Raw genomic sequence first — 25,114 nt, 5'->3', positions numbered from 1 at the left:
AATGTCCCAGGAAACACCGATGCCTGCCCTAACCCTGCGCAACGCCCTCCCCACTGATGCCGCTCGCTGCTATGCAATCGAAATCGCCGCCTACGAAGGCGACGAAGCCGCGACGCTGGAAAAGATCGCCACGCGCATTGCGCAGTACCCCCAGGGTTTTCTGATCCTGGAGGCGGATGGCGAGGTGGTGGGGTTTATCAACAGCGGCTGCGCCCATCAGGTGGTGATGTCGGACGAGGCGTTCAAGGAGTTGGTGGGCCATGCGCCCGAGGCGCCGAATGTGGTGATCATGTCGGTGGTGGTCGACCCGGCACATCAGGGCCACGGCTATTCCAACGTGCTGATGACCGAGTTCGTGCAACGCATGCGCGTCATGGGCAAACAGACGATTCATCTGATGTGCAAAGAGCAGCATGTGCCGCTGTATACGCGCATGGGCTACACCTATGTACGCCCATCGCCTTCGGATCACGGCGGGATGGCGTGGCATGAGATGGTGATGGCGCTGTAATCCAGGGAGGATCGATGATGACCGCACCGCGCATTGAAATCAGCGACCAACCCAACCCCGAAGCCGAGCGCATTCTGGGTGGCGGTCTGGCCGCGTTCAACGAGGCCGTCACCGGTTACAACGACCGCGTGCCGCTCACGCTGTTGATCAAAGATCCGGACACCCAGCAAATCCTTGGCGGCATCAGCGGTAAAACCACCCTCGGCATGGCGTTCCTCGATCTGTTCCACCTGCCCGACTCACTGCGCGGTGCCGGGTTGGGCCGGCAGTTGCTGCACGCTTTCGAGGATGAAGCCCGGCGCCGAGGCTGCCGGCAGGCGGTGCTGTATACCCTCAGTTTCCAGGCGCCGGGGTTCTACGAAAAACACGGGTGGGTGCGGTTTGGCGAGATCCCGTGCGACCCCGTCGGCAGTAGCCGGGTGTTCTTGTCCAAGACCCTGTGAACGCTGGCGTGACTTCACCAACTCCCTGACGCCCCGCCACCGCCGCTGGAACCGCCGCCACCGGATGAACTGCTGCTGGAACTGGAACTGGAACTGGAACTGGAACTGCTGGAGTTTGACCCGCCACCCGACCCGGTCCCCGCGCTGCTTTGGATAAACACAAACAGCGCCAGAAACGATGCGATCGGCACCGCGATCAGCCAGCCCTGGGCGCCGTGCCCCAGCAGCAGCCCCGCCGCTGCGTAGATCGCCGCCACCGCAAGCAATCGCAGCAGGAACCCGCGCGGGCTGTTCTTCCAGGACGCCTTGATCAGCAGAAACAGCAGGACGTACAACCCTAGGACCACCAGGCCACCCAGCGGCCACGCCAGCCAGTGGACATAGCTGACCTCCACAAACCGATTGGCTATCACCACCCCGAGGATATAGGTCAATAGCCCTATCACGCCGTAGAAGGCCGCGCGCGCCAGCCACAATGCGCCGAATGTCGCGCCGCCGATCAACAGGGTCAGCGGCACTACCAGCAGGTACATTAGCCATTCGCGGCCACCGGCAAAGATCGCCAAACCGACGGTAATCAGCAGTGTGGCGATCAGCGCAGCGCGCCAATCCAGCTTGCGCGCCGCGAGCAGCACACCACCGATGGCGCCGAGGATAAATGCCAGCAACACCGCGATAGCGCCGGGCGCAATGGCGGTATCGGCGACCGCGGGCAGATCGCCGCCATCCACTAATGTGGTCAGGTCATCGACCGCTTGTTGTATCCCGCCTGCATAGTCGCCCTGGCGAAAAGCCGGGGTGATATGTTCCGCGATGATGCGGTGCGCCAGCAGGTCGGTGACCGTGCCTTCAAGGCCGTAGCCTACTTCGATGCGTACCTTGCGATCGTCCTTGGCCACCAGCAACAGGATGCCGTCGTTAACGTCCTTGCGCCCCAGTTTCCAGGCGCGGAACAGTTGATTGGTATAGTCCTCAAGGTCCGCGCCGCCTAGGGTGGGCACCAACAGCACGGCGACTTGCGCGCCTTTGCGCTGTTCCAAGTCAGCCAATTGTTGCTTGAGACCGGCGGTAGTAGTGGCGTCCAAGGTATCGGTCAGGTCGATCACCCGCTGGTCCAAGGCGACGCCGATGGGAGAAGTCTCGGCGCGAACGGTCAGCAACAGGCTGGCACACACAAGCACCAGCAGACTCAAAAGTGTTTGCCGCAACCGACGCATCATATTTGTTACCTGAGGTTTCTTCCTGAAGGCGCCGACTTTACCCCATCGGCGCTATAACGCGTGACCCAAAGCGCTTGACTATCTAAACTGGCCGCCAATAGCGATACGCCATAATCTTGAGATGCCCATGGATCTACGTCACCGCAACAACGTCAACGTCATGGGCAACGGGACCTCGACCCTGGTGTTCTCCCACGGTTTCGGCTGCAACCAGGCCATGTGGAACGACTTGGCGCCACCGTTTCTAGAGCACTTTCGCGTAGTGCTCTATGACTTGGTGGGCGCGGGCCTGTCGGACCTGAGCGCGTTCGACAAGACCAAGTACGGCACGCTGGACGGCTACGCCCACGACTTGAACGAGATTATCGCCGCCTATGCCCAAGGCCCGGTGATTCTGGTTGGGCACTCGGTCAGTGCGATGATCGGCACCCTCGCCGACCGCCTGGCGCCAGGGCGTATCGCGGCCCATGTGATGATCGGCCCGTCGCCGCGCTATATCGATACGGACGGTTACGTGGGCGGTTTCAAGCGCAGCGATATCGATGAGCTGCTCGACACCCTCGACAGTAACTACCTGGGCTGGTCCAGCGCCATGGCCCCGGTGATCATGGGCGCGCCGGGGCAACCGGCACTCAGCGACACCCTGGCCGACAGCTTTTGCCGCACCGAGCCGGATATCGCCAAGCACTTCGCACGGGTGACGTTTACCTCGGACAACCGCCAGGACGTGATCGGCCTGACCACCCCGGTGTTGATCCTGCAATCGAGCGACGACCTGATCGCCCCGGTGGCAGTGGGCAAGTACCTGCACAGCGTGATGCCCAACAGCACGTACTGCCTGGTGGACAACGTCGGCCACTGCCCGCATATGAGCGCCCCCCAAGCGTGCGCGGCGGCCATGCAGGGTTTCCTGGCGCCGTGGACGGCCACCCGTGCCGGCTGAATTATTCGACAGCGCCGCGTGTGCCCTGGCCGTTACCGGCGAAGACGGCACGATCCTCAAGGCCAATGCGCGGTTCGGCGATTGGCTGGGGTTCAGTATTGCCGAGCTGTGCACGCGCAGGTTCCAGGACCTGCTGACCATGGGTGGGCGAATTTTCCACCAGACCCATCTGGCCCCTATGCTGCGCATGCACGGCAGCGTCACCGAAGTGAAACTGGACATCCTGCACCGCGATGGCCACAAGGTGACTGTGCTGCTCAACGGCAATAAACGCCAGCAGGCCGATGAGGTGGTCTACGACCTGGCGCTGTTCGGCACCACCGACCGCGACAAATACGAACGCGAACTGCTGAACGCCCGCAACCTGGCCGAAGCGCTGCTGCAGGAAAAAACCTCCACCGAGCTGGCCTTGCAGAATGCCCAGGCGGAGCTGAAGCAGGCCTACGCTATCTCCCAGCGACGTGCGGTGTTCGCCGAACAGATGATGGCGATCGTCAGCCACGACCTGAAAAACCCGCTGACCGCCATTCGCATGGCCTCGGACTTTCTCAGCCGCAACGAGCGCACCGCCAAGGAGCGCCAACTGTTGGGGCATATCGGCCAATCCTCGGAACGCGCCCAGCGCATGATCGCCGACCTGCTGGATTTCACCCAGGCGCGGGTCGGCCAAGGCATCGTGATCAAAGCCGCACCACTGGACCTGCACAACGTGATTCATCGCGCGGTGGATGAACTGCGTGTGGCCTTCCCCAAGGCCACCCTGGTGCATTGCACCGAAGGCGCTGGCGAGACGTGCCTGGACGCCGACCGCGTGCAGCAGATCATCGGCAACCTGGTGGCCAACAGCGTGGCCTATGGCGATCTACAGCAGCCCATCACCATCACCTCGCGCCTGGACAATGGTGCAGGCGCGGTATCCGTGCATAACCACGGCGCGCCGATCCCTCAAGCCTTGCTGGCCGGGCTGTTCGAACCCATGACCCGCGGCACCGACCAAGGCAGCGATGTGCGCAGCGTAGGCTTGGGTTTGTACATCGTGCGCGAATTGGCCAAGGTGCATGGCGGCGATGTGACGGTAAATTCCTGCGCGACCGCCGGCACTGAGTTTACGGTGACGTTTCAGAACACGTAGGCGTTGCCCTGCATGACCGGCTCGACACTGCCGGTCAAAACCACTGAGCCTCGCCCGTCCCAATCGACGCTGACCGTGCCGCCATCGCATTGCACCTGCACTCTGCTGTCCAGCAAACCACGGCGGATACCATTGACCACTGCCGCACAACAACACGTTCCCGAGCCCAACGGCACGCCGCCGCCGCGCTCCCAGATACGCAGGCGGATGTGGCCACGGTTGAGCACCTGGACGAAATGTACGTTGGTTCCCGCCGGGAATAATGGATGCTGCTCCAGCTCCGGGCCCGTAACGGCCGGGTCGACGGCGAGGATATCCGCCACGAAAAACGTGCAATGCGGGTTGCCCATGCTGCACGCCGCCGGGCGCCCTTCGAGCGGTAAGTCAAGGGTGTCCAGGGCTTCGGCCAACGGTACCGCTGCCCACTCCAGCGATGGCGGCCCCATGCTTACCGACACCCGCCGCCCTGCCTCACGGGTGCAAGTGAGCAAGCCGCGATCGGTCCGCAGCACAATCGAGTCACTCCCGGCTTCATGCATCAAACGGTCGGCCACCCCTCGCGTCGCACTGCCGCAGGCTTGCAAGGCCGTGCCATTGGCATTCCAGAATTTGACGCGTGCGGCGGCGTCATCGCAGTCCAGCACCACGGCCAGTTGATTGAAGCCGATGCCGGTATGACGATTGCCCAGACGCCGAGCGATCTGAGCGGTAATGGGGTCGTCCAGACCCCGACGGTCGATGATGATGAAGTCATCACCCAGGGCGTGCATTTTCACGAAAGGTAGAGTCACGGGCTGTCCTGAGGTCGACCGCAGAGGGAACCTGAGGATACCCTGAAGCCGCACCCTGGCCTATCGAAGGACCGAACCATGCTTATTGTCTTCAGCGGATTGCCCGGCACCGGCAAGACCACCCTGGCCTATGAACTGGCGCGGCGGCTCAGCGCGGTTTACCTGCGGATCGATGTGATCGAGCAGGCCATTCGCGATGCCGGGGTGCTGGCGGGCGATGTGGGCAGCAGCGGTTACGGTGTGGCCAATGCCGTGGCGTTGAGCAATCTGCGCTTGGGCCATTGTGTGATCGCAGACGGTGTCAACCCCGTGCGGGAAAGCCGCGCCGCTTGGCAAACGGTGGCCCTGGCGGCGGGCGTGGAGTTAGTGGACGTAGAGGTGATTTGCTCTGACCGACAAGAACATCAACGCCGGGTTGAATGCCGTACGGGGGATATCCCCGGCCTGACGCCACCCACCTGGCGGTCGGTGATGGCCCATGAGTACGAAGCCTGGGCGCAGGCGCCATTGAGCGTCGACACGGCGAACCTATCGGCAGCCGAGGCGGTTGAAAGGCTGCTCGCTCATCTGGGGCGATAAGTGGAATCGCGCTGGTGTTTTTGGGGCTGCTGCGCCACCCAGCGCGGGGCAAGTCCGCTCACCCCATAAAGCCACCCTAAGCACGCTTTTGCCGTGAGCTTTTAGGTGGTGAGCGGGCTTGTGGAATCGTCGCACCGCCCGCGCTAGGGCGCGAAGCAGCCCTGTATCAGAGCACGCTGCCCATCGCCTTCATCAGCACCGGGTCGCGCCCGTAGATATCCGGCGCGTACACCAGCCCGCCTTGACGATCCACTTCCACGGTCCAGTAACTCAACAGCACCGGCACGGGAGTGGCCAGGCGGAATTCGTGGGTCACGCCGGTGGCCAGCAGTTCGTCGGTGCGAGCGCGCTCGGCAGGACTGACCAGCAGGTCGCGCAGCAGCAACGGTTGTTCAACCCGCACGCAGCCGGAGCTGAACGCGCGCGGGCCCTTGGTGAACAGCGGCTGGCTGGGGGTGTCGTGCAGGTACACCGAGTAGGGATTGGGAAAGCGCATCACGATTTTGCCCAGCGGATTGCGCGGGCCGGCTTCCTGGCGCAGCAAGATATTGCCGGGGCGCGCCCAGTCGATTTGTTCAGGCGCCAGCGGGTGGCCTTCGGCATCGAGCACTTGCAGGTTCTGCTGGCGCAGGTATTCGGGGTTGAGGCGAATGGCCGGGAGCTTGTCCTCGCGCATGATGGTGGGCGGGATGGTCCACGTGGGGTTGAGGGTCAGGCGGGTGATGCGCGACTTGAGCAACGGTGTCTGGCGTTCGGCGCGCCCCACTTGCAGACGGGTTTGCCATACGGGAATGCCGCTCTGGTACACGCTCAGTTGCGCGGCGGCGACGTTGACCAGCACGCCTTCGGGTTCCAGGTCCTGGGCCAGCCAGCGGAAGCGTTCGAGGTTGATGCGCAACTGCTCGCGCCGTACCGCCGGGCTGATATTGAGTTCGGCCACCGTGCCGGCGCCGATCACGCCATCGGCCTGCAATGAATGGCTGAGCTGAAAGGCTTTGACCGCGTCTACCAGTTCCGCGCGGTACTGCTTGCCGCCTCCCTTGGGTTCAGCGGCCAGGTAGCCGCCACTAAAGAGACGCCGTGCCAGCTCCGGTACTCGCGCGTCTTCCATGCCAGGGCGCAACAACGGGCCGCTGCCCACCGGGTCCCAATGGGGCAAGGGTTGCTGACGCACGCTGGCGTAGGCATTGCGCAGGCTGCGGTAGAGGTCGGCGCTGGGGCGCGCCTGGTCGAAGGCTTGCGCCATGTCGTGCAGGCCCAATGCAGCGAAGGCCAACACCTCGGCATTCGGATCGCCGCTCGGCGGCTGCGCGTGCCACAGCGGCTCGAAGCGCGATTGCTGCAAGCGCCCGTAGTGCAAATCCTGCAGGGCTTGCAGATAGTGGCGGCTGCTGTCGATATCGCTGCACAGCACGTTGGCCGTGGCATCTACGGTTGGCAGGCTATAGTGGGAAGGGTCCAGGCCGTCATCGGCGAGCAATTGCAGTTGGGCATGCAAGGCTTGGCGACGGGCTTCGTCGGACCACAACGCGACATCGCCCTGCTGCTGATAAAAGGCTTGCAGACGCAGTTGCGCGGCGGCGTCGATCTGCGGCGCCAGGCCAGGGCAGACACTGGGCAACTGCGCCAGCGCCTGTTGCACGGGGGCCAGGTCGATCGGCGCCGGCGTGGTCACCGGCAAGGGTTCAACGGGCAGCGCTTCGGCCGTGGCGACCAGTGGTGCAACGAGCAAGCAAATGCTCAAGTAACATGCGTGTTTTTTGAACAATGCCTTAGCTCCAATCCACAGTGGGGGAAGTACTGTAGATGCTGACTTTTATGTGCCGCCTCGGCCTGATCACCGCAAGCCTGGCTGTGTTGAGTACATCTGTGCTCGCCGCCGACGGCAACGTTCCTTCCTTGTATAGCAGCCTGGCGCGCTCGGCTCCAGAACTCAATCCCACTGTGCTCAAAAGCGCCCTGAACGCCGTGCAATGTGCGGTCAATAATGGCGAAGAACGTTCCGAGCGCCTGGCTGTGATCGATTATTCCCAACCTTCGACCGCCCGTCGCCTGTGGATCTTCGACCTGCGCAAGAAAACCCTGCTGCTGCGCGACTTGGTGGCCCACGGCGCCAAGTCCGGGGAAAACTTCGCTACGCAGTTCTCCAACCTTGAAGGCAGCCATCAATCCAGCCTGGGCCTGTTCCGCACCCAGGAGAGTTACCTGGGCACCCACGGCTATTCGCTGCGCATGGATGGCCTGGAGCCAGGCTTCAATGACTCAGCCCGCGACCGCGCCATTGTGATTCATGCCGCCGACTACGTCAGCCCGCTGTGGAGCAAGCGCGAAGGCCGTATCGGTCGCAGCCAGGGTTGCCCGGCCGTCCGCCCGCAAGTGGCGCGTCAAGTGGTGGACAAGCTCAAGGACGGGCAGTTCATGTTTTCGTGGTATCCCGACCAGCGCTGGTTGAAGTCCTCGACCTACCTCAATTGCAAACCCCAGCAGGTGGCCAGTAGTCGTACAATCCGTGGCGGTTAGCCTGTCCCCACCGATTAAAGAGAGCACTCAATGCTTCTACATAAGTCCACCTGGATCGAGATCGAGCAGTTTCTACAGCGCAGCCGCACGGTGGTGGTGCCCATCGGTTCCAACGAGCAACACGGCCCCACCGGCCTGCTGGGCACCGACTGGATGTGCCCGGAAATTATCGCCCATGAGGCGCAACGGCACGCCGATCTGCTGATAGGCCCCACGTTCAATATCGGTATGGCCCAGCACCACCTGGGGTTTCCCGGCACCATCTCGCTGCGCCCTTCCACTTTTATCGCTGCGATTGGCGACTGGGTGCGTTCGCTGGCCGGGCATGGTTTCGAGAAGATCCTGTTCTTGAACGGCCATGGCGGCAATATCGCCACCATCGAGGCAGCCTTTTCCGAGCTGTACGCTGAAGCCAGCTTTGCGCGGCGCCCGGCCGGGTTCGCGCTGAAACTGGTGAACTGGTGGGATCTGGAGGGCGTCAATGAGCTGGCCCAGCGTCAGTTCCCGGTCGGCCATGGCAGCCACGCCACACCGTCGGAAATTGCGGTGACGCAATGGGCCTATCCGGACGCAATCAAGACGGCCGACTACTCGCCACAAATTGCCAACACCGGGCCAATCCGCGAAGCCCTGGACTTCCGCGCGCGCTTCCCCGATGGCCGCATGGGCTCGGACCCGGCACTGGCGACGGTGGAAAAAGGTGGGGAGTTGGTGGCGTTGGCTGCTCAGGGGCTGATCAAAACGGTGGGCCACTTCGCTGACGAAGCCAAACCGTAAATCACCCTTGGTGAGAGGGGCCAAGCCCCTCTCATCGCCGTCATCGGGTTATTGGCATTCCTTGGCCGCTATCTCCAGCCGCGACGGGGTAATGGTCGATGCCAGCGGCTTGCGCTCATACAAAAACACCTTGGCGCCCTCCCCGGCTTTGTAGGCTTCCAGCACGTCGTCGGCAGCAATCTTGCTGGTCAACACCACTTTGACGTGACGGGAATTTTGCGTGACCGTGGAGGAGATGCCGTGTTTTTCCAGCTTGGGCAGCACGCACTGCACATAGCTTTCAGGCGCCTTGGTGGTCTGCAAGGTCAAGCTCGGGGTGTTGGGTGCGGAAACGCATCCGGCCAGTAACACAGAAGCGAAGGCCGTGGCCGGTACGAAAAAAGAGCGCATGAAAAAATCCTGACGATAACAATAAAAGTTCATATCAACCCGCACGAATCAGGGCCTTGAGCGACGCATCGAACTGCTTCAGGGCATCGAGCTGCACATCGCGCTGCTGTTCGATCTGCGCGGCAATCTCCGGTGCAGCCTTGTCACGCACCCACACCGACGGCACTTGCCGCTGCACCGAGCCTTCGGCTTTGGCGATGTATTGCAGGTTGGCGTCATAGAACCGCGCCACAAACCGCGCTTGGACCTGGTCATTGCGCGGTGTGAGCAACTGATTATGGGTGTCGAGCATCACCACCACATCGGGATGGGCTTGTACCAAGGCGTCCAGAGTGTCGTAAACGGTGACCGAGACAAAACTGCCCTGCAGCGAATGCATCAACCAGTCCATGGCCAGCTCCGGGTCGGAACTGTTAACGAACGCCGCACGGATGCGTGAGTCGAGGGCATCCTTGGCGCCATTCAAGGCCATGTCGTGGTAGCGTTCAAGGTAGCTGAGGTTGTCGCGGGTGTAGTCGCTTAGCAAAACACCCACCGACTGCGTAGGCTGCAGAGAGTCTACGCTAGCGACGATCGGTAGCAAATGGCCTGTACGCAGATCGCCTGCGATTGCCGCGTTGTTGAGCAAGGCAGTGCCGAGCATCAGCAACATTGAACACAGTTGAATTAAAGTCCTCATCGCGCATTTCCCTGAACGGCGTGTCGATGGGGCAATTTTGCGCTTATGCGGCAAAAACAGAACTTGCGTTACGTGATGGTGACTATTATCTGAACCGATAGTGCACCGATAAAACTATAAGGACTATTCCATGAAGCCCCACCAGAAAACCTTCGACCGCATCCGCGAAGCCGTCCTGCCGGAGTTTCGCGACCGGGTCGCCGATTACCTGGCCGAGTACGAGCAGGTGCTGCAGGATAAGACGGTGGACGCCGACCGGTTCCAGGCCAGCGCCCACCAACTGCGCGGTTATCTGCGCGGTTTGAACACCACGCGGGTGCTGGGCATGGCCGATTGGGAAGACCTCGACCGGCGTGCCGCGCAATTGACCGAACCGGCTACAGCGCCGGACGTTGCTGATTGACCCACGCCTGTACCGATGGGCGTTGCCATTGGCGCTGCGCATAGGCCACCAGCTCGGCAGGCATCGGGTCACCGTTGAGGATCAAGCGGTTGAGCATCACTGCCAGGTCTACATCGGCAATCGACCACTGGCCGAATAGATAATCCGGATTACCCGCCAGCAGCGCCTGGGCCGCCGCGATCAGTTTGACCGCGGCCGCTTCGGCCACCGGCGACAACGGCGGCATCTTCTGCCCGCAAAACACCACCAGCGTCGAGCGCTCCTGGCGAATCGGCAGTAAATCGCTGCGCAACCATGCCTGCACTTGGCGCGCCTTGGCCCGCTGCTTTGGGTCAGTCGGGTACACCGGCGTATGCGGGTAGACCTGATCCAGATACTCCGTGATCGCGGAAGACTCCGATAATGCAAAGTCACCCTCAACCAGGGTCGGCACCCGTTGGCTCAGCGACAATCGGGTGTAATCGGCTGCCTGGTTCTGCGCAGCGTCCAGGTCCACGGGAATGGTGTCGAAAGCCAGGCCTTTTTCCCGCAGGGTGACGAATACCGACATGGCATACGGACTGGTGTAGAGCGAATCGACGTATAGACGCAGCGGTTCGTGGTGCATGGCGATCTCCTTGAAATAAAGCCCTACGCTACGAGATCGGCGACGATAAAGACAATGCGGGCTTTTTATGGGGGCATTCCCGACAGGAATAGCATTTAGCCGGCAAAGCCTCCTGCGTCCAGGAACGTCTGTTCCTCTGCGGTAGTGACTCGCGCCAGCACGGCATTGCGATGGGGGAAACGCCCAAAGCGCTCGATGATGCGCGCGTGTTCCTTGGCCCAGTGATAGGTGCTCGCGTCCAGGTGCTGATTGAGGTCCATGGATCGTTGCTGGTCGGCAGGGTCTTCGGAGTGTTCAAACGGCAAGTAGCAGAATGCCCGCAGGGCCGGCTCGACCTGCTGATCCAGGCCGGCGTCGAGCAGACGCTCTGCATATAGACGTGCCAGCGGGTCGGTGGCGAACATATGCGCCGTGCCGCGAAAGGCATTGCGCGGGAATTGATCGAGCAGAATCAGCAAGGCCAGCGCACCTTCCGCTGAATCGAGCCAGCCCTCCAGCTCGCGACGGGCGGCTTGCAGATGGGTCGCGTAGAACCTGTCGCGGAATGTGGCATCGAAGGTGTCGTTCTTGGCGAACCAGCGTTTGGGGCCCGCGGTTTTCCAAAAATCAACAACGCTGTGGGGAGTATGGCTGGCTGTAGCGTCATGCAGGGTCACTGTGGCGGCCTCCAATGAGGGTTGAGCGAATACCGCAGAAGGTATCAGAAGCAGGACGCTGCGCACCTGAATGTTATAGGATAACACTCCATCTATCTCTACCCTGCGACCCTCGCCCATGACCGACGCTCCTCCCCTGCGCCAACGCCTGCTCTCCATCGACGCCCTGCGCGGCTTGGTGATTCTTTTTATGTTGCTCGACCATGTACGCGAGACCTTCTTACTGCACCGCCAGGTCGGCGACCCCATGAACATCGACAGCACTGAGCCGGCGCTGTTTATCAGCCGTACCCTCGCCCACCTGTGCGCGCCGGTGTTTGTGTTGCTGACCGGGCTGTCGGCGTGGTTGTACGGTCAGAAGTACCAGGGACGGCGCGACGTGTCCGCGTTTCTGTTCAAGCGCGGGCTGTTTCTGGTGGCGTTGGAATTCACCTTGGTCAACTTCGCCTGGACCTTCCAACTGCCGCCCAGCGTGATCTACCTGCAGGTGATCTGGGCCATCGGCGTAAGCATGCTCGCCCTGGCCGCGCTGGTGTGGTTGCCGCGCCCATTGTTGATTGTGTTCGCGCTGCTGCTTATCGCCGGGCACAACCTGCTCGATGGTGTGCACTTCGCGCCAGGGTCGGCGCTGCAAACCCTATGGTCGATGCTGCATGAGCGCAGTTGGATCGATGTCAGCGACAACCTGCGCCTGCGCGTCACCTACCCGGTGTTGCCGTGGATCGGTGTGATTGCCCTGGGTTACGGCCTAGGACCGTGGTTTGCCAATGCCACGCCGCCCGGCACCCGTCAGCGTTATCTGCTACTGGCGGGCGTGAGCGCGCTGGTGGGGTTTGTGGTGTTGCGCACCATTAACGGCTACGGCGAAAAGCCGTGGCAGGCGTATGACGCAGGCGTGCAAACGATGATGAGTTTTTTCAATGTGACCAAGTATCCGCCTTCACTGTTGTTTCTGGCGTTGACCCTGGGCATGGGTCTGCTGCTGTTACTGGCATTTGAACGCGCCGGGCCTCGACGCTGGATCGGGGTGTTGGCGGTGATGGGTTCGGTGCCGATGTTCTTTTACCTGCTGCATCTTTATGTGCTGAAGGTGCTGTATATCGCCTGTGTTGCGCTGTTCGGCCTCAACCATGGCAACTACTTCGGCTTCGACTCTGTGGGTGCAGTGTGGCTGCTGGCGTTGATGTTGCCCCTGGCGCTCTACCCGCCCGTGCGCTGGTTCGCCAGGCTCAAGGATCGCCGCCGCGACCTGGCCTGGCTTAAGTACCTTTGAGCTTAAGTACCTTTGATCTGACACAAATCTGGGCGGGGGCAAGCCCCCTCCCCATTCAAGCCAACTCGGCACGCAATTGGCGGGCGGCGGCGACCATATGAATCAACGCCGCCTCCGTCTCCGCCCAACCCCGCGTTTTCAAGCCGCAATCGGGGTTGACCCACAGCCGCTCGGCGGGGATGCGCCGGGCCGCCTTGCGCAACAGGTTGGCCATCTCCGAAGCATCCGGCACGCGGGGCGAGTGGATGTCATACACGCCCGGGCCAATCTCGTTGGGATAATCGAAGGCTTCGAAGGCCTCCAGTAATTCCATGTCCGAACGTGAGGTTTCGATGGTAATCACATCGGCATCCATGGCCGCGATGGACTCGATCACGTCGTTGAACTCGCTGTAGCACATGTGCGTGTGGATCTGGGTTTCATCGCGCACGCCAGCGGCACATAGGCGGAACGCTTCGGTGGCCCAGTCCAGGTAGGACTGCCACTGCGCCTGACGCAACGGCAAGCCTTCGCGGAACGCCGCTTCGTCAATCTGCACGATGCGGATGCCCGCGGCTTCCAGGTCCAGCACTTCATCGCCAATCGCCAGGGCCAGTTGCCGAGCCTGCGCTTCGCGGCTCACGTCTTCGCGCGGGAATGACCACATCAGCATGGTCACCGGGCCGGTCAACATGCCTTTCATTACCTTGCGGGTCAGGCCCTGGGCGTAGCGGATCCACTCGACGGTCATGGCGTGCGGACGGCTCAGATCGCCGACAATCACCGCCGGTTTCACGCAACGCGAACCATAGCTCTGCACCCAGCCAAAACGGGTGAACGCATAGCCATCCAGCTGCTCGGCAAAATACTCAACCATGTCGTTACGTTCGGCTTCGCCGTGTACCAGCACGTCCAGCCCGAGGTGTTCCTGCACCTCGACGGCGTGACGAATCTCACTGTGCATGGCTTCGACGTATTCGGCCTCACTCAACTTGCCTTGCTTGTAGGACTGACGCGCCAGGCGGATCGACGCAGTCTGCGGGAATGAACCGATGGTGGTCGTGGGAAACAGCGGTAGATTCAGGCCGGCGCGCTGTTGCTCGATACGCTGGGCAAACGGCGACTGGCGCTGGCTGTCCCTGGCGGTGATGGCCGCCACGCGCGCCTGCACCGCCGGTTTATGGATACGTGGCGATGCCGCGCGAGCGGCCTGCACGGCGCGGCTTTCAGCGAGCGCGGCGCGTACGTTGGCGGCGTCGGGTTGGTCGACTGCCTGGGCCAGCACGGCCACTTCGGCGCATTTCTGTACCGCAAACGCCAGCCAACTCTTCAGCTCGGCATCGAGTTGGTCTTCACGGTCAAGGTCCACCGGGCTGTGCAGCAACGAGCACGACGGCGCCACCCATAACCGATCGCCAAGGCGTTCGTGGGCGTGCTGCAACGTTGCCAGGGTTTTTTCCAAGTCGCAGCGCCAGACGTTGCGGCCGTTGACCACGCCAAGGGACAACACTTTGTAAGCCGGCAAACGGTCGAGGATGGTCGGGTATTGCTCCGGCGCACGCACCAGGTCGATGTGCAGGCCGTCCACCGGCAGGTTGGCGGCCAGGCCGAGGTTTTCTTCCAGGCCACCGAAGTAGGTGGCGAGCAGTTTTTTCAGCGGGTCGCGCTGGATTTGGTTGTAAGCGCGTTCGAAAGCGTTTTTCCACGCCTGCGGTAGGTCGAGCACCAGGATCGGTTCGTCGATCTGTACCCACTCCACCCCCAACTCGGCCAGGCGCTGGAAGATCTGGCCGTACAGCGGCAACAGGCGGTCAAGTAAATCGAGCTTGTCGAATTCGCCGCCCTTGGCTTTGCCCAGCCACAGGTAAGTCAGCGGACCAATGATCACTGGCTTAACGCTGTGGCCCAGCTCGCGGGCTTCCTTGACCTCATCGAACAACTGATCCCAGCCAAGGTGGAAGTGCTGGTCGGCGCTGAACTCAGGCACCAGGTAGTGGTAGTTGGTGTCGAACCACTTGGTCATTTCCTGGGCGTGGGCACCGCCGCAGCAACTGTCGCTGACACCCCGGGCCATGGCGAACAGGGTATGCAGCGTGGCCTGGCCATCGGCTGGGCGAAAGCGCTCGGGGATCACGCCGAACATCAGCGAGTGGGTCAGCACCTGGTCGTACCAGGCAAAATCGCCGGCCGGCAACAGCTCGATGCCCGCCTGTTTCTGCACATCCCAATGGGCCTTGCGCAGGTCGCGGCCAACGGCAAGCAGGCCGGCCTCGTCGAGTTCGCCCTTCCAGAATGCTTCCTGGGCTTTTTTCAATTCACGATCGCGTCCAATGCGTGGAAACCCGAGGGAATGTGCGACTGCCATGACGTGCAACTCCAATGCCGTAAGTAATGGCAGGCATTGTCGGCAGACACTGATCGTGAAACAAACTCATTTTATTCTAGATGATCACGAATATAGCTCATGATCAGATATTGGCCATTAGCAACGCAGCAAGCCTTCCTTAAGCCCTACCGCCATCACCTCTTGCGCCGAAACATTAAGCCACGCCTCCACGCCTGGCTCGCCAACCGAGGCCAGCCAACGCCCGACCATCTGATACCCCAACGCATACCCCAACCACCGAGGCTTGTCGCCAGTGCCGAAAAACCAGGCGCTATGGTCGTAATACCGCGCCTCAAGTTCACCCATGGGCACAGGCGCGGTTTGCAGCGCTTCAAGGCTGAACGCCCGCTCCCAGGGTTCCGCTGCACTGCCGAGCAGATGCGCCACGAACTGTCCCGCCAGCCCTTCGCTGACCAGCGCTTCTCCCAATGTCCAGCCGTAGCCGGGACCGGCCATGCGCAGGCAGTGATGCACCTCGTGCACAATGTGACGTTGCAGCGCGCCGTTGTGGAGGCTGTCGGCAAAGTGCGGGTTGTCGGGGTCCAGGGTCATGGAGAACATCGTGCTGCGGTAGGCCCGTCCGACCAGACCCAGTTCGGTAAGGGTTTCGCCGGGCAGACGCTGGATCAGTACGTCGAGTCGCGGCGGCGGCATCCAGCCGGCAATCGCGCGGTAAGCACTTTCGAATGCCGCGCTCACCTCGCGGCGACACTCGGCCAAGGGGCCCGAGGCCTCCAGCCAGTGCAATGTCCATGCATCCATTCTCACCTCTCGTCGTCCTGCATCGGTTCCATCATCGAAGGGGGCCATCATACTGACGGCCTGTCATATTGGCAGGCCAGATTAAACGGGGCCGGCAAAATCCGCCCACTAACCTTTCGATCTGTTCCAAGTGCGGGCACAATGCGTGTCCTTTTTTGGCAGGCACCGCCGCAGGCTCTGAAAAATGATCAAAACGCCGTACTACCTCATCGATAAACAGAAGCTTCTGGTCAACATGCAGAAGATCGCCTACGTGCGCGAGCAGTCCGGCGCCAAGGCGCTGTTGGCGCTCAAGTGCTTTGCGACCTGGTCGGTGTTCGACCTGATGCAGCAATACATGGACGGCACCACGTCGTCGTCGCTGTATGAGTTGAAGCTCGGCCGCCAGAAGTTCGAAGGTGAGGCGCACGCCTACAGCGTGGCCTGGGCCGACGATGAAATCGAAGAGATGCTGGAGAACTGCGACAAGATCATCTTCAACTCCATCAGCCAGTTGCAGCGTTTTGCCGAACGTTCCGAAGGCAAGACCCGCGGCCTGCGAGTCAACCCGCAGGTGAGCAGCTCCGACTACCTGCTGGCCGACCCGGCGCGTCCGTTCAGCCGCCTGGGCGAATGGGACCCGGTGAAGATCGAAGGCGTGATCGAGCAGATCAGCGGCTTCATGTTCCACAACAACTGTGAGAACGGCGATTTCAGCCTGTTCGACAAGATGCTCGGCACTATCGAAGAACGCTTCGGCGCGCTGCTGCACAAGGTCAAGTGGGTCAGCCTCGGCGGCGGCATCCACTTCACCGGCGAAGGCTATGCGCTGGACGCATTCTGCGCACGCTTGAAGGCGTTCTCCGAGAAGTACGGCGTGCAGGTCTACCTGGAACCGGGTGAAGCGGCGATCACCAACAGTGCGTCCCTGGAAGTCACCGTGCTCGACACCCTCTACAACGGCAAACACCTCGCCGTCGTGGACAGCTCCATCGAAGCCCACCTGCTGGACCTGCTGATCTACCGTCTGAACGCCAAGCTGGCGCCAAGCGAAGGCGAACACACCTACATGGTGTGCGGCAAATCCTGCCTGGCCGGGGATATCTTCGGCGAATATCAATTCGATCGTCCGCTGGCCATCGGCGATCGGCTGTCGTTCATCGACACCGCGGGCTACACCATGGTCAAGAAAAACTGGTTCAACGGCCTGAAAATGCCGTCCATCGTAGTGAAACAACTCGACGGTACAGTCGAGGTGGTTCGTGAATTTGGTTACGACGACTACCTGTCCAGCCTTTCGTAAGCTGGCGGATAAAGGAGAGATAAAGCAATTGAAAAAGAACGTTCTTATCATTGGTGCAGGAGGTGTCGCCAAGGTGGTGGCCCACAAGTGCGCGCAGCACAACGACGAACTCGGTCGTATTGCTATCGCGTCGCGCAACATCTCCAAATGCCAGGCCATCATCGACAGCGTCAAGGCCAAGGGTAGCCTCAAGGTTCCCGCCGATATCCAAGCCTTCGCGCTGAACGCCCTGGACGTGGAAGCGACCAAGGCCCTGATCCGCGAGACCGAATCGCAGATCGTCATCAACGTCGGTTCCGCGTTCCTCAACATGTCGGTCCTGCGTGCCTGCATCGACACGGGCGTAGCGTACCTCGACACCGCCATCCACGAAGAGCCGGGCAAGGTCTGCGAGACCCCGCCGTGGTACGGCAACTACGAATGGAACCACCTGCAAGAGTGCCAACAGAAGAACATCACCGCCATTCTCGGCGTGGGCTTCGACCCGGGTGTCGTCAACGCGTATGCCGCGCTGGCGCAGCAACAGCATTTCGACCGCATTGATTCGATCGACATCCTTGACGTCAATGCCGGCTCCCATGGCAAGTACTTCGCCACCAATTTCGACCCGGAAATCAACTTCCGCGAATTCACCGGACAGGTGTGGAGCTGGCAGAACAGCCAGTGGACCAGCAACACCATGTTCGAAGTCAAACGCACCGACGACCTGCCTGTGGTCGGTTCGCAGAATCTGTACCTGACCGGCCACGATGAAGTGCACTCGCTGTCGAAGAACCTCGACGTGCCCAACGTGCGTTTCTGGATGAGCTTCGGCGAGCACTACATCAACGTGTTCACCGTGCTGAACAACCTCGGCCTGCTCTCCGAAAAACCGGTCACCACCGCCGAAGGCCTGGAAGTGGTGCCGTTGAAGGTGGTCAAGGCCGTGCTGCCCGACCCGTCTTCGCTCGCCCCTGGCTACACCGGCAAGACCTGCATCGGCGACCTGGTCAAAGGCACCAAGGACGGCCAGCCGCGTGAGGTCTTCATCTACAACGTCGCCGACCACGAAGAAGCCTTCGCCGAAACCGACAGCCAGGGCATCTCCTACACCGCCGGGGTACCACCGGTAGCCGCCGCGCTGCTGGTAGCCCGTGGCGAATGGGACGTGCAACGCATGGCCAACGTCGAGGAACTGCCGGCCGAACCGTTCCTGAAGGCGCTGGATGTGATGGGCTTGCCGACTCGGATCAAAGACGAGCACGGTGATCGGGCCTGGGATGCAATGGCCTGATAGGCGATAGCGGACCGAACGCAATGTGGGAGGGGGCTTGCCCCCGATAGCGGTGGGATCAGCAAAGATGGGTTGGCTGACACACTGCCATCGGGGGCAAGCCCCCTCCCACCTTTGATAATCATTGCCTGGGCTGGATCATACGGCGTACTCAGCAAGGACGGAAAATCACTCACTGAGTCTTAACTGACAGGCTTTAGGGCACGCCCCCTCCCGCATCTGCATTGCCGGTTATTCCAGGTTCCGCGCCGAATTACTCAATGCTCGCGAACACTGCAACAGCGCGGGCGCCAACTGCCGCTCCGCATCCGCCCTGCTCCATCGACTGGTCGGCGCCACCACATGCACCGCTGCTACCGGGCGGCCATTGGCACCCAACACGGGCGCGCCGATGGTCATGTCGCCGAGGAACAACTCCTGGGTATTCACCGCGTACCCCTGCTCCCTCACCTGTTCCAGCGATGCCATGATCGCGGCCACATCCGTCAACGTATGGCTGGTGTGTGCAATACGCTGGCTATGCTCGATCAGGCCCAACGCCTCCTGCGCCGGCAGCGCGCTCAAATACGCCCTCCCCGACGCCGTGCAATACATCGGCACCCGCGAGCCGATCGGCATATGCACCGGCACAAAGCCTGAGCTGACGAAGCGTGCGATGTAGGTCATGTCGTAGCCTGCCGGTTCGGTCAAGCAGGAGGTTTCGCCGGTCAGCCGCGTCAACTCGGAGAGAAACGGGTTGGCCACCTCAATCAATGAATGCGCATCCAGGTAACTGAAGCCCAGTTCCAATACCCGTGGGGTGAGTTGGTAATGCCGGGTGCGGGAGTGTTTCCGAAGGTAACCCAAGCTTTCGAGGGTAAACACCATGCGTTGGGCCGAGCTTTTGGTCATCCCGGCCGCCTCGGCCACCTCTGCGAGGCTCATGCTGCGGCGCTGGGCGCTGAATGCCTTAAGCACCGACAGGCCTTTTTCCAGGGATTGGTTGTGCAAGCTGTTGCGTTCTTCGGACATGGCGAACTCACGGTCAGGTCAATCAGGCGTGGGGCTATTTCTACCTGAAAATACGAAAACAGACCATTGAATATCGCATATCGATACGGCTGGTTCATTTTGTCGATTTTATACAGCGCTATGCGATTTTTTAGTATCGAAATGGCACAGAGCTTGCGGTTTCATCGGCAGCCGCTTGCGCTACTGACTTTCCGTTTTCCTTCTGGAGTACCCGATGAACAGTCTTTCGCCCTTGTTCCGCCGTCTCGCCTTTGGTCTTTGCGTCGCACTGTGCGTCACCACGACGCACGCAGAAAGTGCATCCACGTACAAAGTCGGTGCGACCGCCAGTGGTTCGCCGTTCACCTTCCTCGACATCAAGAGCAACAGCATCCAGGGGGTGATGGTCGACGTGGCCGAGGCTGTCGGCAAGGCCGGCGGCTTTACCAGCCAGATCGAGCAGACCAACTTCGCTGCGCTGATCCCCTCCCTTACCGCCGGCAAGCTCGACTTCATTTCCGCCGGCATGCTCAAGACCGCAGAGCGCAGCAAGGTGGTGGATTTCAGCGCACCGGTGTACGCCTACGGTGAGGGCCTGATCGTCAACGCCGACGACAACACCGCGTACCCGGACCTGCAGCCGTTGAAAGACCAAGTGGTCGGCGTGCAAGCCGGCACGGTGTTCTATGACCAATTGAACAAGCTCGGGATCTTCAAGGAGATCCGCACCTATGACTCTATCGGCGAGATGGTCCGCGACCTGTCCCTTGGCCGCATCAAGGCTGCGGTGGGCGATCAACCGGTGGTGGCCTATCAGATCCGTCAGAAGCTGTTCAAAGGTGTGAAACTGGCTCCCGACTATCAGCCTACGAACGTCGGCGAAGTGTGCCTGGTGGTACGCAAAGGCGATGCACAAACCCTTGAACGTTTGAACAGCGCCATCGCCAGCATCCGGGCGGACGGCACCCTGGACAGCATCCTCAAGAAGTGGGGGCTCGACACCCAGGTGCGCCCATGAACCCGGCCGAATTCCTGCAAAACGCCCAAGACTTCTTGCCGATTTTGCTGCAAGGCGCCTGGGTGACGATCCAGATCACCGTGCTGTCGTTCCTGCTCAGCAGTGCCATCGGCCTGGTGCTGGCGTTGCTCAAGCTGTCGCCGATCCGTGCGCTGTCATGGACGGCGAGCACCATCATCAACGTGATCCGGGGCCTGCCGATCATCGTGCAGTTGTTCTACATCTACTTCGTGCTGCCGGACATGGGCGTGCACCTGACGGCGTTCTACGCCGGCGTGATCGGCATGGGCATCGCCTACTCGGCGTACCAAGCGGAGAACTTCCGCACCGGCATCATCGCCGTCGAACAGGGCCAGCGTGAAGCCGCCGAAGCCCTGGGCATGCGTTCAGCACTGATGATGCGCCGGGTGATCCTACCCCAGGCGTTTCGCATCGCACTGCCGCCTTATGGCAACACCCTGGTGATGATGCTCAAGGACTCGTCGCTGGTGTCCACCATCACCGTGGCCGAAATGACCCGCCAGGGTCAGCTGATCGCCTCGTCCACGTTCCAGAACATGACCGTCTACACCCTGGTCGCCCTGCTCTACCTGCTGATGAGCCTGCCGCTGGTGTACGGCCTGCGCCGTATGGAACAGCACTTGAGCCGGAGGAAAAAAGCATGATCGAGATTCGCCAACTGCAAAAACATTACGGCAGCCATCGCGTGTTGCACGGCGTCGACCTGGATGTGGCCAAGGGCGAAGTGGTCTGCTTGATCGGCCCATCGGGCTCGGGCAAATCCACCCTGCTGCGCTGCATCAACGCGCTGGAAGCCTACGATGGCGGCGTGATCACGGTATTCGGCGAAACCGTGCAACGGGGCAGCAAAACCGTGCACGCCTTGCGTAGCCGCATGGGCATGGTGTTCCAGCGCTTCAACCTGTTCCCCCACCGCACAGTGCTGGAAAACGTTATGGAAGGCCCGCTGTATGTAAAGGGCGAACCGCCGCAGCAAGTGCGCGAAGAAGCACTGGTATTACTGGAAAAAGTCGGCCTGAGCGCCAAGGCCGACGCTTACCCGGAAGAGCTTTCCGGCGGCCAGCAGCAACGCGTCGCCATCGCCCGCGCTCTGGCGATGAAACCCGACGCGATGCTGTTCGACGAACCCACCTCGGCCCTCGATCCGGAGCTGGTCGGCGACGTGCTCGCGGTAATGCGCACCCTCGCCGACGAAGGCATGACCATGATCGTGGTCACCCACGAGATGGGTTTTGCCCGCGAAGTGGCCGACCGCGTGTGCTTTCTGCATGGCGGTTACATCGTTGAAAGCGGCCCGGCCGAAGAGGTGTTGGGCAATCCGCAACACGCACGCACCCAGGACTTCCTGCGCCGCGTGCTGCACCCCACCGGTAACACGCGGAGCCTGTCATGAAGTCATTGTGGTCGGCGACGGCACCGTCGGTTGTGCCGACGCCTGCGTTGAGCGAATCGGTGAAGGTGGATGTGGCGATTGTCGGTGCCGGCTACACCGGCCTGTCGACGGCCCTGCATTTGGCCGAGCGCGGGGTCAGCGTGTGTGTGCTGGAGGCTCACGAGCCGGGCTGGGGCGCTTCGGGGCGCAATGGTGGGCAGGTCAACCCGACGCTCAAATACGACCCGGAGCAATTGGTACAGATGTACGGGCCGGAACGGGCCGAGCCATTGATTTCGACGGTGTCGAATTCGGCGGACCTGGTATTCAATTTGATCAAGCGCCATAGCATCGATTGCGCACCGGTGCGTAAAGGCTGGATGCAAGTGTCGTACACCGATAAAGGCGTGGCCGGCCTGCACGCGCGAGCAGATCAGTGGGCCCGCCGGGGCGTGCCGGTGCAACCGCTGGATGCCGCGGCGGTGACCGCGCGCATGGGCAGTCAGGCCTTCGTCGGCGGCTGGTTGGATGGCCGCGCCGGGGCGATTCAGCCGTTGGCATACGCCCGTGGCTTGGTGGGCGCGGCATTGGCGGCCGGGGCACGGATTCACGGCCAAAGTTCGGTGACCGGGTTACAGCGCAGCGGCGCAGGTTGGCTACTAAATACCGCTGGCGGTGCCCATGTGACCGCCGATCAAGTGGTACTCGCGACCAATGGCTACAGCGGCAACCTGTGGCCGGGCATGGCCCAGAGCATTCTGGCGGCGAACAGCTTCATCGTCGCCACCAAGCCCCTCAGCGGTCGCACGGCCGATTCCATTTTGCCGGGGCAGGAAACCGTCTCCACCGCGCAACGCCTGCTGCTGTATTGGCGCAAAGACAGCCATGGGCGCTTGTTGATGGGCGGGCGCGGGTTGTTCAACGACCCCACCTCGCCCACGGATTTCGCGCACCTGGAACGCTCCCTGGCGCTGCTGTTTCCGCAATTGGGTCCGCTGGAGTTCGAGTACCGCTGGGCTGGTCGGATCGCAATCACGCGGGATTTTATGCCCCACGTACATGAACCGGCACCCGGGCTGACCTTGGCGCTGGGTTGCAATGGACGCGGTATCGCCTTGTGTACCAGCCTGGGCCAGCAACTGGCCGGGCGATTGTGTGACCGCCAGGCGCAGTTCGCCTACCCGGTGACGCCGCTGCAACGCTTGCCGATGCATGGGCTGCAACGCTTCTACATCGGTGCGGGGGTGGCGTGGTACAGCTTGTTGGATCGGCTCAATATCAGCTGAATCCGATTTCCAAACGCATTGAGAACGGTCATTTCTCATAGGTCGCTCGGTCTGCAAAACCCGCTAGGCTTAAGCCTGGACTGGCTGAATGGCGGGTTTTGCGGTCCATCAATCCTGTGGGAAAAACACGCTCATGAACGTCAACAACAAACCCATCGCCGGGGTCATCGGTCTGGTGTACAGCGCGTGCTGCTACGGGGTGTTCCTGTTCACCTGTTTGTATCTGATCGGCTTCGTTGGCAGCCTGGCCGTGCCCAAAAACATCAACGACGGCGTGTATATGGCGTGGCCGGCCGCTCTGTCGATCAATAGCGCGCTGATCCTGCTATTCGGTATCCAGCACTCGGTCATGGCGCGCAAACGCTTCAAGCGGTGGCTGACGGCAATCGTCCCGGCGCCGATTGAACGCTCGACCTATGTATTGCTCAGCAGCCTGGTGCTCGCAATGGTGTTCTGGCTGTGGCAACCGATGAGGTTCAACCTATGGCAGGTTGAAGCGACATGGGCCCAGGCCCTGCTGGTTGGCCTGTTCTGGCTGGGTTGGGGCATTGCGCTGGTGTCGACTTTTCTGATCAATCACTTCGAGCTATTCGGGCTCAAGCAGCCCCTCGACCATTGGCGCGCCGTCCCACCACAAACGCCCACCTTCAGCACGCCGCTGTTCTACAAACGGGTACGTCATCCCTTGTACCTGGGCTTTCTGATCGCCTTCTGGGCGACGCCACACATGACCGCCGGGCATCTATTGTTTGCGCTGGGGATGACGGTGTATCTCTTCATTGGCGCCCGCTTTGAAGAGAGGGATCTGGTGGCGACGTTCGGTGAACGTTATCGCCGCTACCAGAAGGAGGTAGGCATGATTTTGCCGTGGACGGCGACGCGTAAAAAAGACCCTGGATGACTTAAAACACCGACCACCCAATCCGCTCACTCAACAACTCCAACGCCTTGATCCCCGCCAGCGAATTCCCCGCTGCGTTCAACTCCGGCGACCACACGCACACCGTGAACTGCCCCGGCACCACCGCGACGATCCCGCCGCCCACACCGCTCTTGCCCGGCAAGCCCACGCGATAGGCAAAGTTGCCCGCTTCGTCATACAGCCCGCTGGTGGCCATGATCGAGTTGACTTGCTTGGTCTGGCGCGCGCTGAGGACCTGTTCGCCGCTGTGGGCGCTGACGCCTTCGTTGGCCAGGAAGCTGAACGCCTTGGCCAGGTCCAGGCAGCTCATTTGCAGCGCGCAATAGTTGAAATAGCTGTGCAGCACCGCGTCCACGTCGTTGTGGAAGTTGCCGAAGGATTTCATCAGATACGCCATGGCTGCGTTGCGCGCGCCATGCTGGGCTTCGGAGTCGGCGACCACGCTATTGACCAGGATCTGCGGGTTGCCGGACAGGCGCCGCACGAAATCGCGCATCGATAGGATTGGCACGGCGAAGCGAGATTGGTTGATGTCGCAGATCACCAACGCGCCGGCATTGATGAATGGGTTGCGCGGGCGGCCGCGTTCGAATTCCAGCTGCACCAGGGAGTTGAACGGCTGCCCCGACGGCTCGTGACCGAGGCGTTCCCAGATGCTCTCGCCGCCGTGTTCGATGGCCTGCACCAGGCTGAACACCTTGGAAATACTCTGCACCGAGAACAGCGTATCGGCGTCGCCGGCGCAGTAAGCCGAGCCGTCGTTGCCGTACACCGCGATACCGAGTTGGTCGGCCGGCACGTCGGCCAGCGCGGGGATATAGTCGGCGACTTTGCCGAGGCCGATCAAAGGGCGCACTTCGTCGAGAATCGACTCCAGCAGCGCCTGCATGTCTTGTCCT

At 61.4% G+C, this 25,114-nt stretch carries 27 protein-coding genes; 16 read left to right on the top strand and 11 right to left on the bottom strand.

What is annotated here, in order from left to right; all coding sequences use genetic code 11:
* Window positions 1–19 precede the first annotated feature (19 nt).
* Window positions 20–511 (top strand): GNAT family N-acetyltransferase, encoded by a 492-nt coding sequence (locus YA0848_RS19895; RefSeq protein ID WP_034098519.1) that lies wholly within the window; start codon window positions 20–22, stop codon window positions 509–511.
* Between the two features lie 17 nt (window positions 512–528).
* Window positions 529–954 carry a GNAT family N-acetyltransferase gene (locus tag YA0848_RS19890; RefSeq protein WP_169868714.1) on the top strand — a complete coding sequence of 142 codons (426 nt, stop codon included), beginning with the start codon at window positions 529–531 and terminating at the stop codon, window positions 952–954.
* 14 nt (window positions 955–968) lie between these two features.
* Here the strand turns inward: YA0848_RS19890 and YA0848_RS19885 are convergent, their stop codons facing one another.
* Window positions 969–2,174 (bottom strand): TPM domain-containing protein, encoded by a 1,206-nt coding sequence (locus YA0848_RS19885; protein WP_169903159.1) that lies wholly within the window; start codon window positions 2,172–2,174, stop codon window positions 969–971.
* A gap of 127 nt (window positions 2,175–2,301) precedes the next feature.
* Here YA0848_RS19885 and YA0848_RS19880 point away from each other — a divergent pair, with 127 nt between their 5' ends.
* Together YA0848_RS19880 and YA0848_RS19875 are read left to right on the top strand one after the other, a co-directional pair.
* On the top strand, window positions 2,302–3,117 hold the full coding sequence (locus tag YA0848_RS19880) for an alpha/beta fold hydrolase (RefSeq protein WP_047881837.1): 816 nt from the start codon (window positions 2,302–2,304) through the stop codon (window positions 3,115–3,117).
* A complete protein-coding gene (locus YA0848_RS19875) occupies window positions 3,107–4,249 on the top strand; it encodes a PAS domain-containing sensor histidine kinase (protein ID WP_169903160.1) in 1,143 nt (380 codons plus the stop codon). Before YA0848_RS19880 ends, YA0848_RS19875 begins: the two co-directional genes overlap by 11 nt.
* Here YA0848_RS19875 and dapF read toward each other — a convergent pair.
* Complete coding sequence (gene dapF / locus YA0848_RS19870) at window positions 4,237–5,040, bottom strand: diaminopimelate epimerase (protein WP_169903161.1); 804 nt, start codon at window positions 5,038–5,040, stop codon at window positions 4,237–4,239. The genes YA0848_RS19875 and dapF overlap by 13 nt on opposite strands.
* A 78-nt stretch (window positions 5,041–5,118) precedes the next feature.
* Between dapF and YA0848_RS19865 the strand changes: the two genes are divergently transcribed.
* Entirely contained in the window at window positions 5,119–5,619 is a 501-nt protein-coding gene (locus YA0848_RS19865; RefSeq protein WP_034098528.1) for an AAA family ATPase, read from the top strand.
* A 166-nt stretch (window positions 5,620–5,785) separates the two neighbouring features.
* Here the strand turns inward: YA0848_RS19865 and YA0848_RS19860 are convergent, their stop codons facing one another.
* Window positions 5,786–7,387 (bottom strand): L,D-transpeptidase family protein, encoded by a 1,602-nt coding sequence (locus YA0848_RS19860; RefSeq protein ID WP_034098530.1) that lies wholly within the window; start codon window positions 7,385–7,387, stop codon window positions 5,786–5,788.
* 38 nt (window positions 7,388–7,425) lie between these two features.
* Between YA0848_RS19860 and YA0848_RS19855 the strand changes: the two genes are divergently transcribed.
* On the top strand, window positions 7,426–8,139 hold the full coding sequence (locus YA0848_RS19855) for a murein L,D-transpeptidase catalytic domain family protein (RefSeq protein ID WP_034098532.1): 714 nt from the start codon (window positions 7,426–7,428) through the stop codon (window positions 8,137–8,139).
* Between the two features lie 30 nt (window positions 8,140–8,169).
* Complete coding sequence (locus YA0848_RS19850; protein ID WP_034098534.1) at window positions 8,170–8,916, top strand: creatininase family protein; 747 nt, start codon at window positions 8,170–8,172, stop codon at window positions 8,914–8,916.
* Window positions 8,917–8,964: 48 nt separating this feature from the next.
* Here YA0848_RS19850 and YA0848_RS19845 read toward each other — a convergent pair whose 3' ends face one another.
* A complete protein-coding gene (locus tag YA0848_RS19845) occupies window positions 8,965–9,306 on the bottom strand; it encodes a hypothetical protein (RefSeq protein ID WP_034098536.1) in 342 nt (113 codons plus the stop codon).
* 34 nt (window positions 9,307–9,340) lie between these two features.
* Window positions 9,341–9,985 carry a hypothetical protein gene (locus YA0848_RS19840; protein ID WP_040268640.1) on the bottom strand — a complete coding sequence of 215 codons (645 nt, stop codon included), beginning with the start codon at window positions 9,983–9,985 and terminating at the stop codon, window positions 9,341–9,343.
* A gap of 130 nt (window positions 9,986–10,115) precedes the next feature.
* On the opposite strand from YA0848_RS19840, the gene YA0848_RS19835 reads away from it, so the two are divergent.
* Entirely contained in the window at window positions 10,116–10,388 is a 273-nt protein-coding gene (locus YA0848_RS19835; protein WP_034098540.1) for a hypothetical protein, read from the top strand.
* Here the strand turns inward: YA0848_RS19835 and yfcF are convergent.
* A complete protein-coding gene (gene yfcF, locus YA0848_RS19830) occupies window positions 10,363–10,995 on the bottom strand; it encodes a glutathione transferase (protein WP_034114094.1) in 633 nt (210 codons plus the stop codon). The genes YA0848_RS19835 and yfcF overlap by 26 nt on opposite strands.
* 95 nt (window positions 10,996–11,090) lie before the next feature.
* Window positions 11,091–11,651, bottom strand: a complete 561-nt coding sequence (locus tag YA0848_RS19825) for a DUF924 family protein (protein ID WP_052202222.1) — start codon at window positions 11,649–11,651, stop codon at window positions 11,091–11,093.
* 118 nt (window positions 11,652–11,769) lie between these two features.
* On the opposite strand from YA0848_RS19825, the gene YA0848_RS19820 reads away from it, so the two are divergent.
* Window positions 11,770–12,924 carry a DUF1624 domain-containing protein gene (locus YA0848_RS19820; protein WP_169903162.1) on the top strand — a complete coding sequence of 385 codons (1,155 nt, stop codon included), beginning with the start codon at window positions 11,770–11,772 and terminating at the stop codon, window positions 12,922–12,924.
* A gap of 55 nt (window positions 12,925–12,979) precedes the next feature.
* On the opposite strand, the gene metE is transcribed toward YA0848_RS19820, so the two are convergent.
* Window positions 12,980–15,268, bottom strand: coding sequence for a 5-methyltetrahydropteroyltriglutamate--homocysteine S-methyltransferase (metE, locus tag YA0848_RS19815; protein WP_034114098.1), 2,289 nt, complete (start codon window positions 15,266–15,268; stop codon window positions 12,980–12,982).
* Between the two features lie 117 nt (window positions 15,269–15,385).
* Window positions 15,386–16,051: a DUF2268 domain-containing putative Zn-dependent protease gene (locus YA0848_RS19810; RefSeq protein ID WP_034114100.1), complete on the bottom strand. Its 666-nt coding sequence runs from the start codon at window positions 16,049–16,051 to the stop codon at window positions 15,386–15,388.
* A gap of 184 nt (window positions 16,052–16,235) precedes the next feature.
* Here YA0848_RS19810 and YA0848_RS19805 point away from each other — a divergent pair, with 184 nt between their 5' ends.
* Both YA0848_RS19805 and YA0848_RS19800 read left to right on the top strand, forming a co-directional pair.
* Window positions 16,236–17,333 carry a carboxynorspermidine decarboxylase gene (locus tag YA0848_RS19805; protein WP_034098549.1) on the top strand — a complete coding sequence of 366 codons (1,098 nt, stop codon included), beginning with the start codon at window positions 16,236–16,238 and terminating at the stop codon, window positions 17,331–17,333.
* A 28-nt stretch (window positions 17,334–17,361) separates the two neighbouring features.
* The gene (locus YA0848_RS19800; protein WP_034098551.1) at window positions 17,362–18,606 is read left to right on the top strand and encodes a saccharopine dehydrogenase family protein; all 1,245 of its coding nucleotides are present in this window, start codon (window positions 17,362–17,364) and stop codon (window positions 18,604–18,606) included.
* A 231-nt stretch (window positions 18,607–18,837) separates the two neighbouring features.
* Here YA0848_RS19800 and YA0848_RS19795 read toward each other — a convergent pair whose 3' ends face one another.
* Window positions 18,838–19,617 (bottom strand): IclR family transcriptional regulator, encoded by a 780-nt coding sequence (locus tag YA0848_RS19795; RefSeq protein WP_034098552.1) that lies wholly within the window; start codon window positions 19,615–19,617, stop codon window positions 18,838–18,840.
* A 214-nt stretch (window positions 19,618–19,831) separates the two neighbouring features.
* Between YA0848_RS19795 and YA0848_RS19790 the strand changes: the two genes are divergently transcribed.
* The 5 genes from YA0848_RS19790 to mddA all read left to right on the top strand — a co-directional run bounded on the left by YA0848_RS19790 (window position 19,832) and on the right by mddA (window position 24,194).
* On the top strand, window positions 19,832–20,614 hold the full coding sequence (locus YA0848_RS19790) for an ABC transporter substrate-binding protein (protein ID WP_167417446.1): 783 nt from the start codon (window positions 19,832–19,834) through the stop codon (window positions 20,612–20,614).
* On the top strand, window positions 20,611–21,279 hold the full coding sequence (locus YA0848_RS19785; protein ID WP_169903163.1) for an amino acid ABC transporter permease: 669 nt from the start codon (window positions 20,611–20,613) through the stop codon (window positions 21,277–21,279). The genes YA0848_RS19790 and YA0848_RS19785 overlap by 4 nt, the downstream gene beginning before the upstream one ends.
* The gene (locus YA0848_RS19780) at window positions 21,276–22,028 is read left to right on the top strand and encodes an amino acid ABC transporter ATP-binding protein (RefSeq protein ID WP_040268652.1); all 753 of its coding nucleotides are present in this window, start codon (window positions 21,276–21,278) and stop codon (window positions 22,026–22,028) included. The genes YA0848_RS19785 and YA0848_RS19780 overlap by 4 nt, the downstream gene beginning before the upstream one ends.
* Window positions 22,025–23,293, top strand: a complete 1,269-nt coding sequence (locus tag YA0848_RS19775; RefSeq protein ID WP_169903164.1) for an NAD(P)/FAD-dependent oxidoreductase — start codon at window positions 22,025–22,027, stop codon at window positions 23,291–23,293. Before YA0848_RS19780 ends, YA0848_RS19775 begins: the two co-directional genes overlap by 4 nt.
* 133 nt (window positions 23,294–23,426) lie before the next feature.
* Window positions 23,427–24,194: a methanethiol S-methyltransferase gene (mddA, locus tag YA0848_RS19770; RefSeq protein ID WP_169903165.1), complete on the top strand. Its 768-nt coding sequence runs from the start codon at window positions 23,427–23,429 to the stop codon at window positions 24,192–24,194.
* Between the two features lies 1 nt (window position 24,195).
* On the opposite strand, the gene glsB is transcribed toward mddA, so the two are convergent.
* The gene (glsB, locus tag YA0848_RS19765) at window positions 24,196–25,104 is read right to left on the bottom strand and encodes a glutaminase B (RefSeq protein WP_034098563.1); all 909 of its coding nucleotides are present in this window, start codon (window positions 25,102–25,104) and stop codon (window positions 24,196–24,198) included.
* Window positions 25,105–25,114 lie beyond the last annotated feature (10 nt).

It is taken from the genome of Pseudomonas sp. S4_EA_1b (assembly GCF_016307435.1).
In the GTDB taxonomy this organism is placed as follows: domain Bacteria; phylum Pseudomonadota; class Gammaproteobacteria; order Pseudomonadales; family Pseudomonadaceae; genus Aquipseudomonas; species Aquipseudomonas rhodesiae.
Note: the sequence above shows the minus strand (reverse complement) of the source record. Positions and strands in the feature narration are given on the sequence as shown.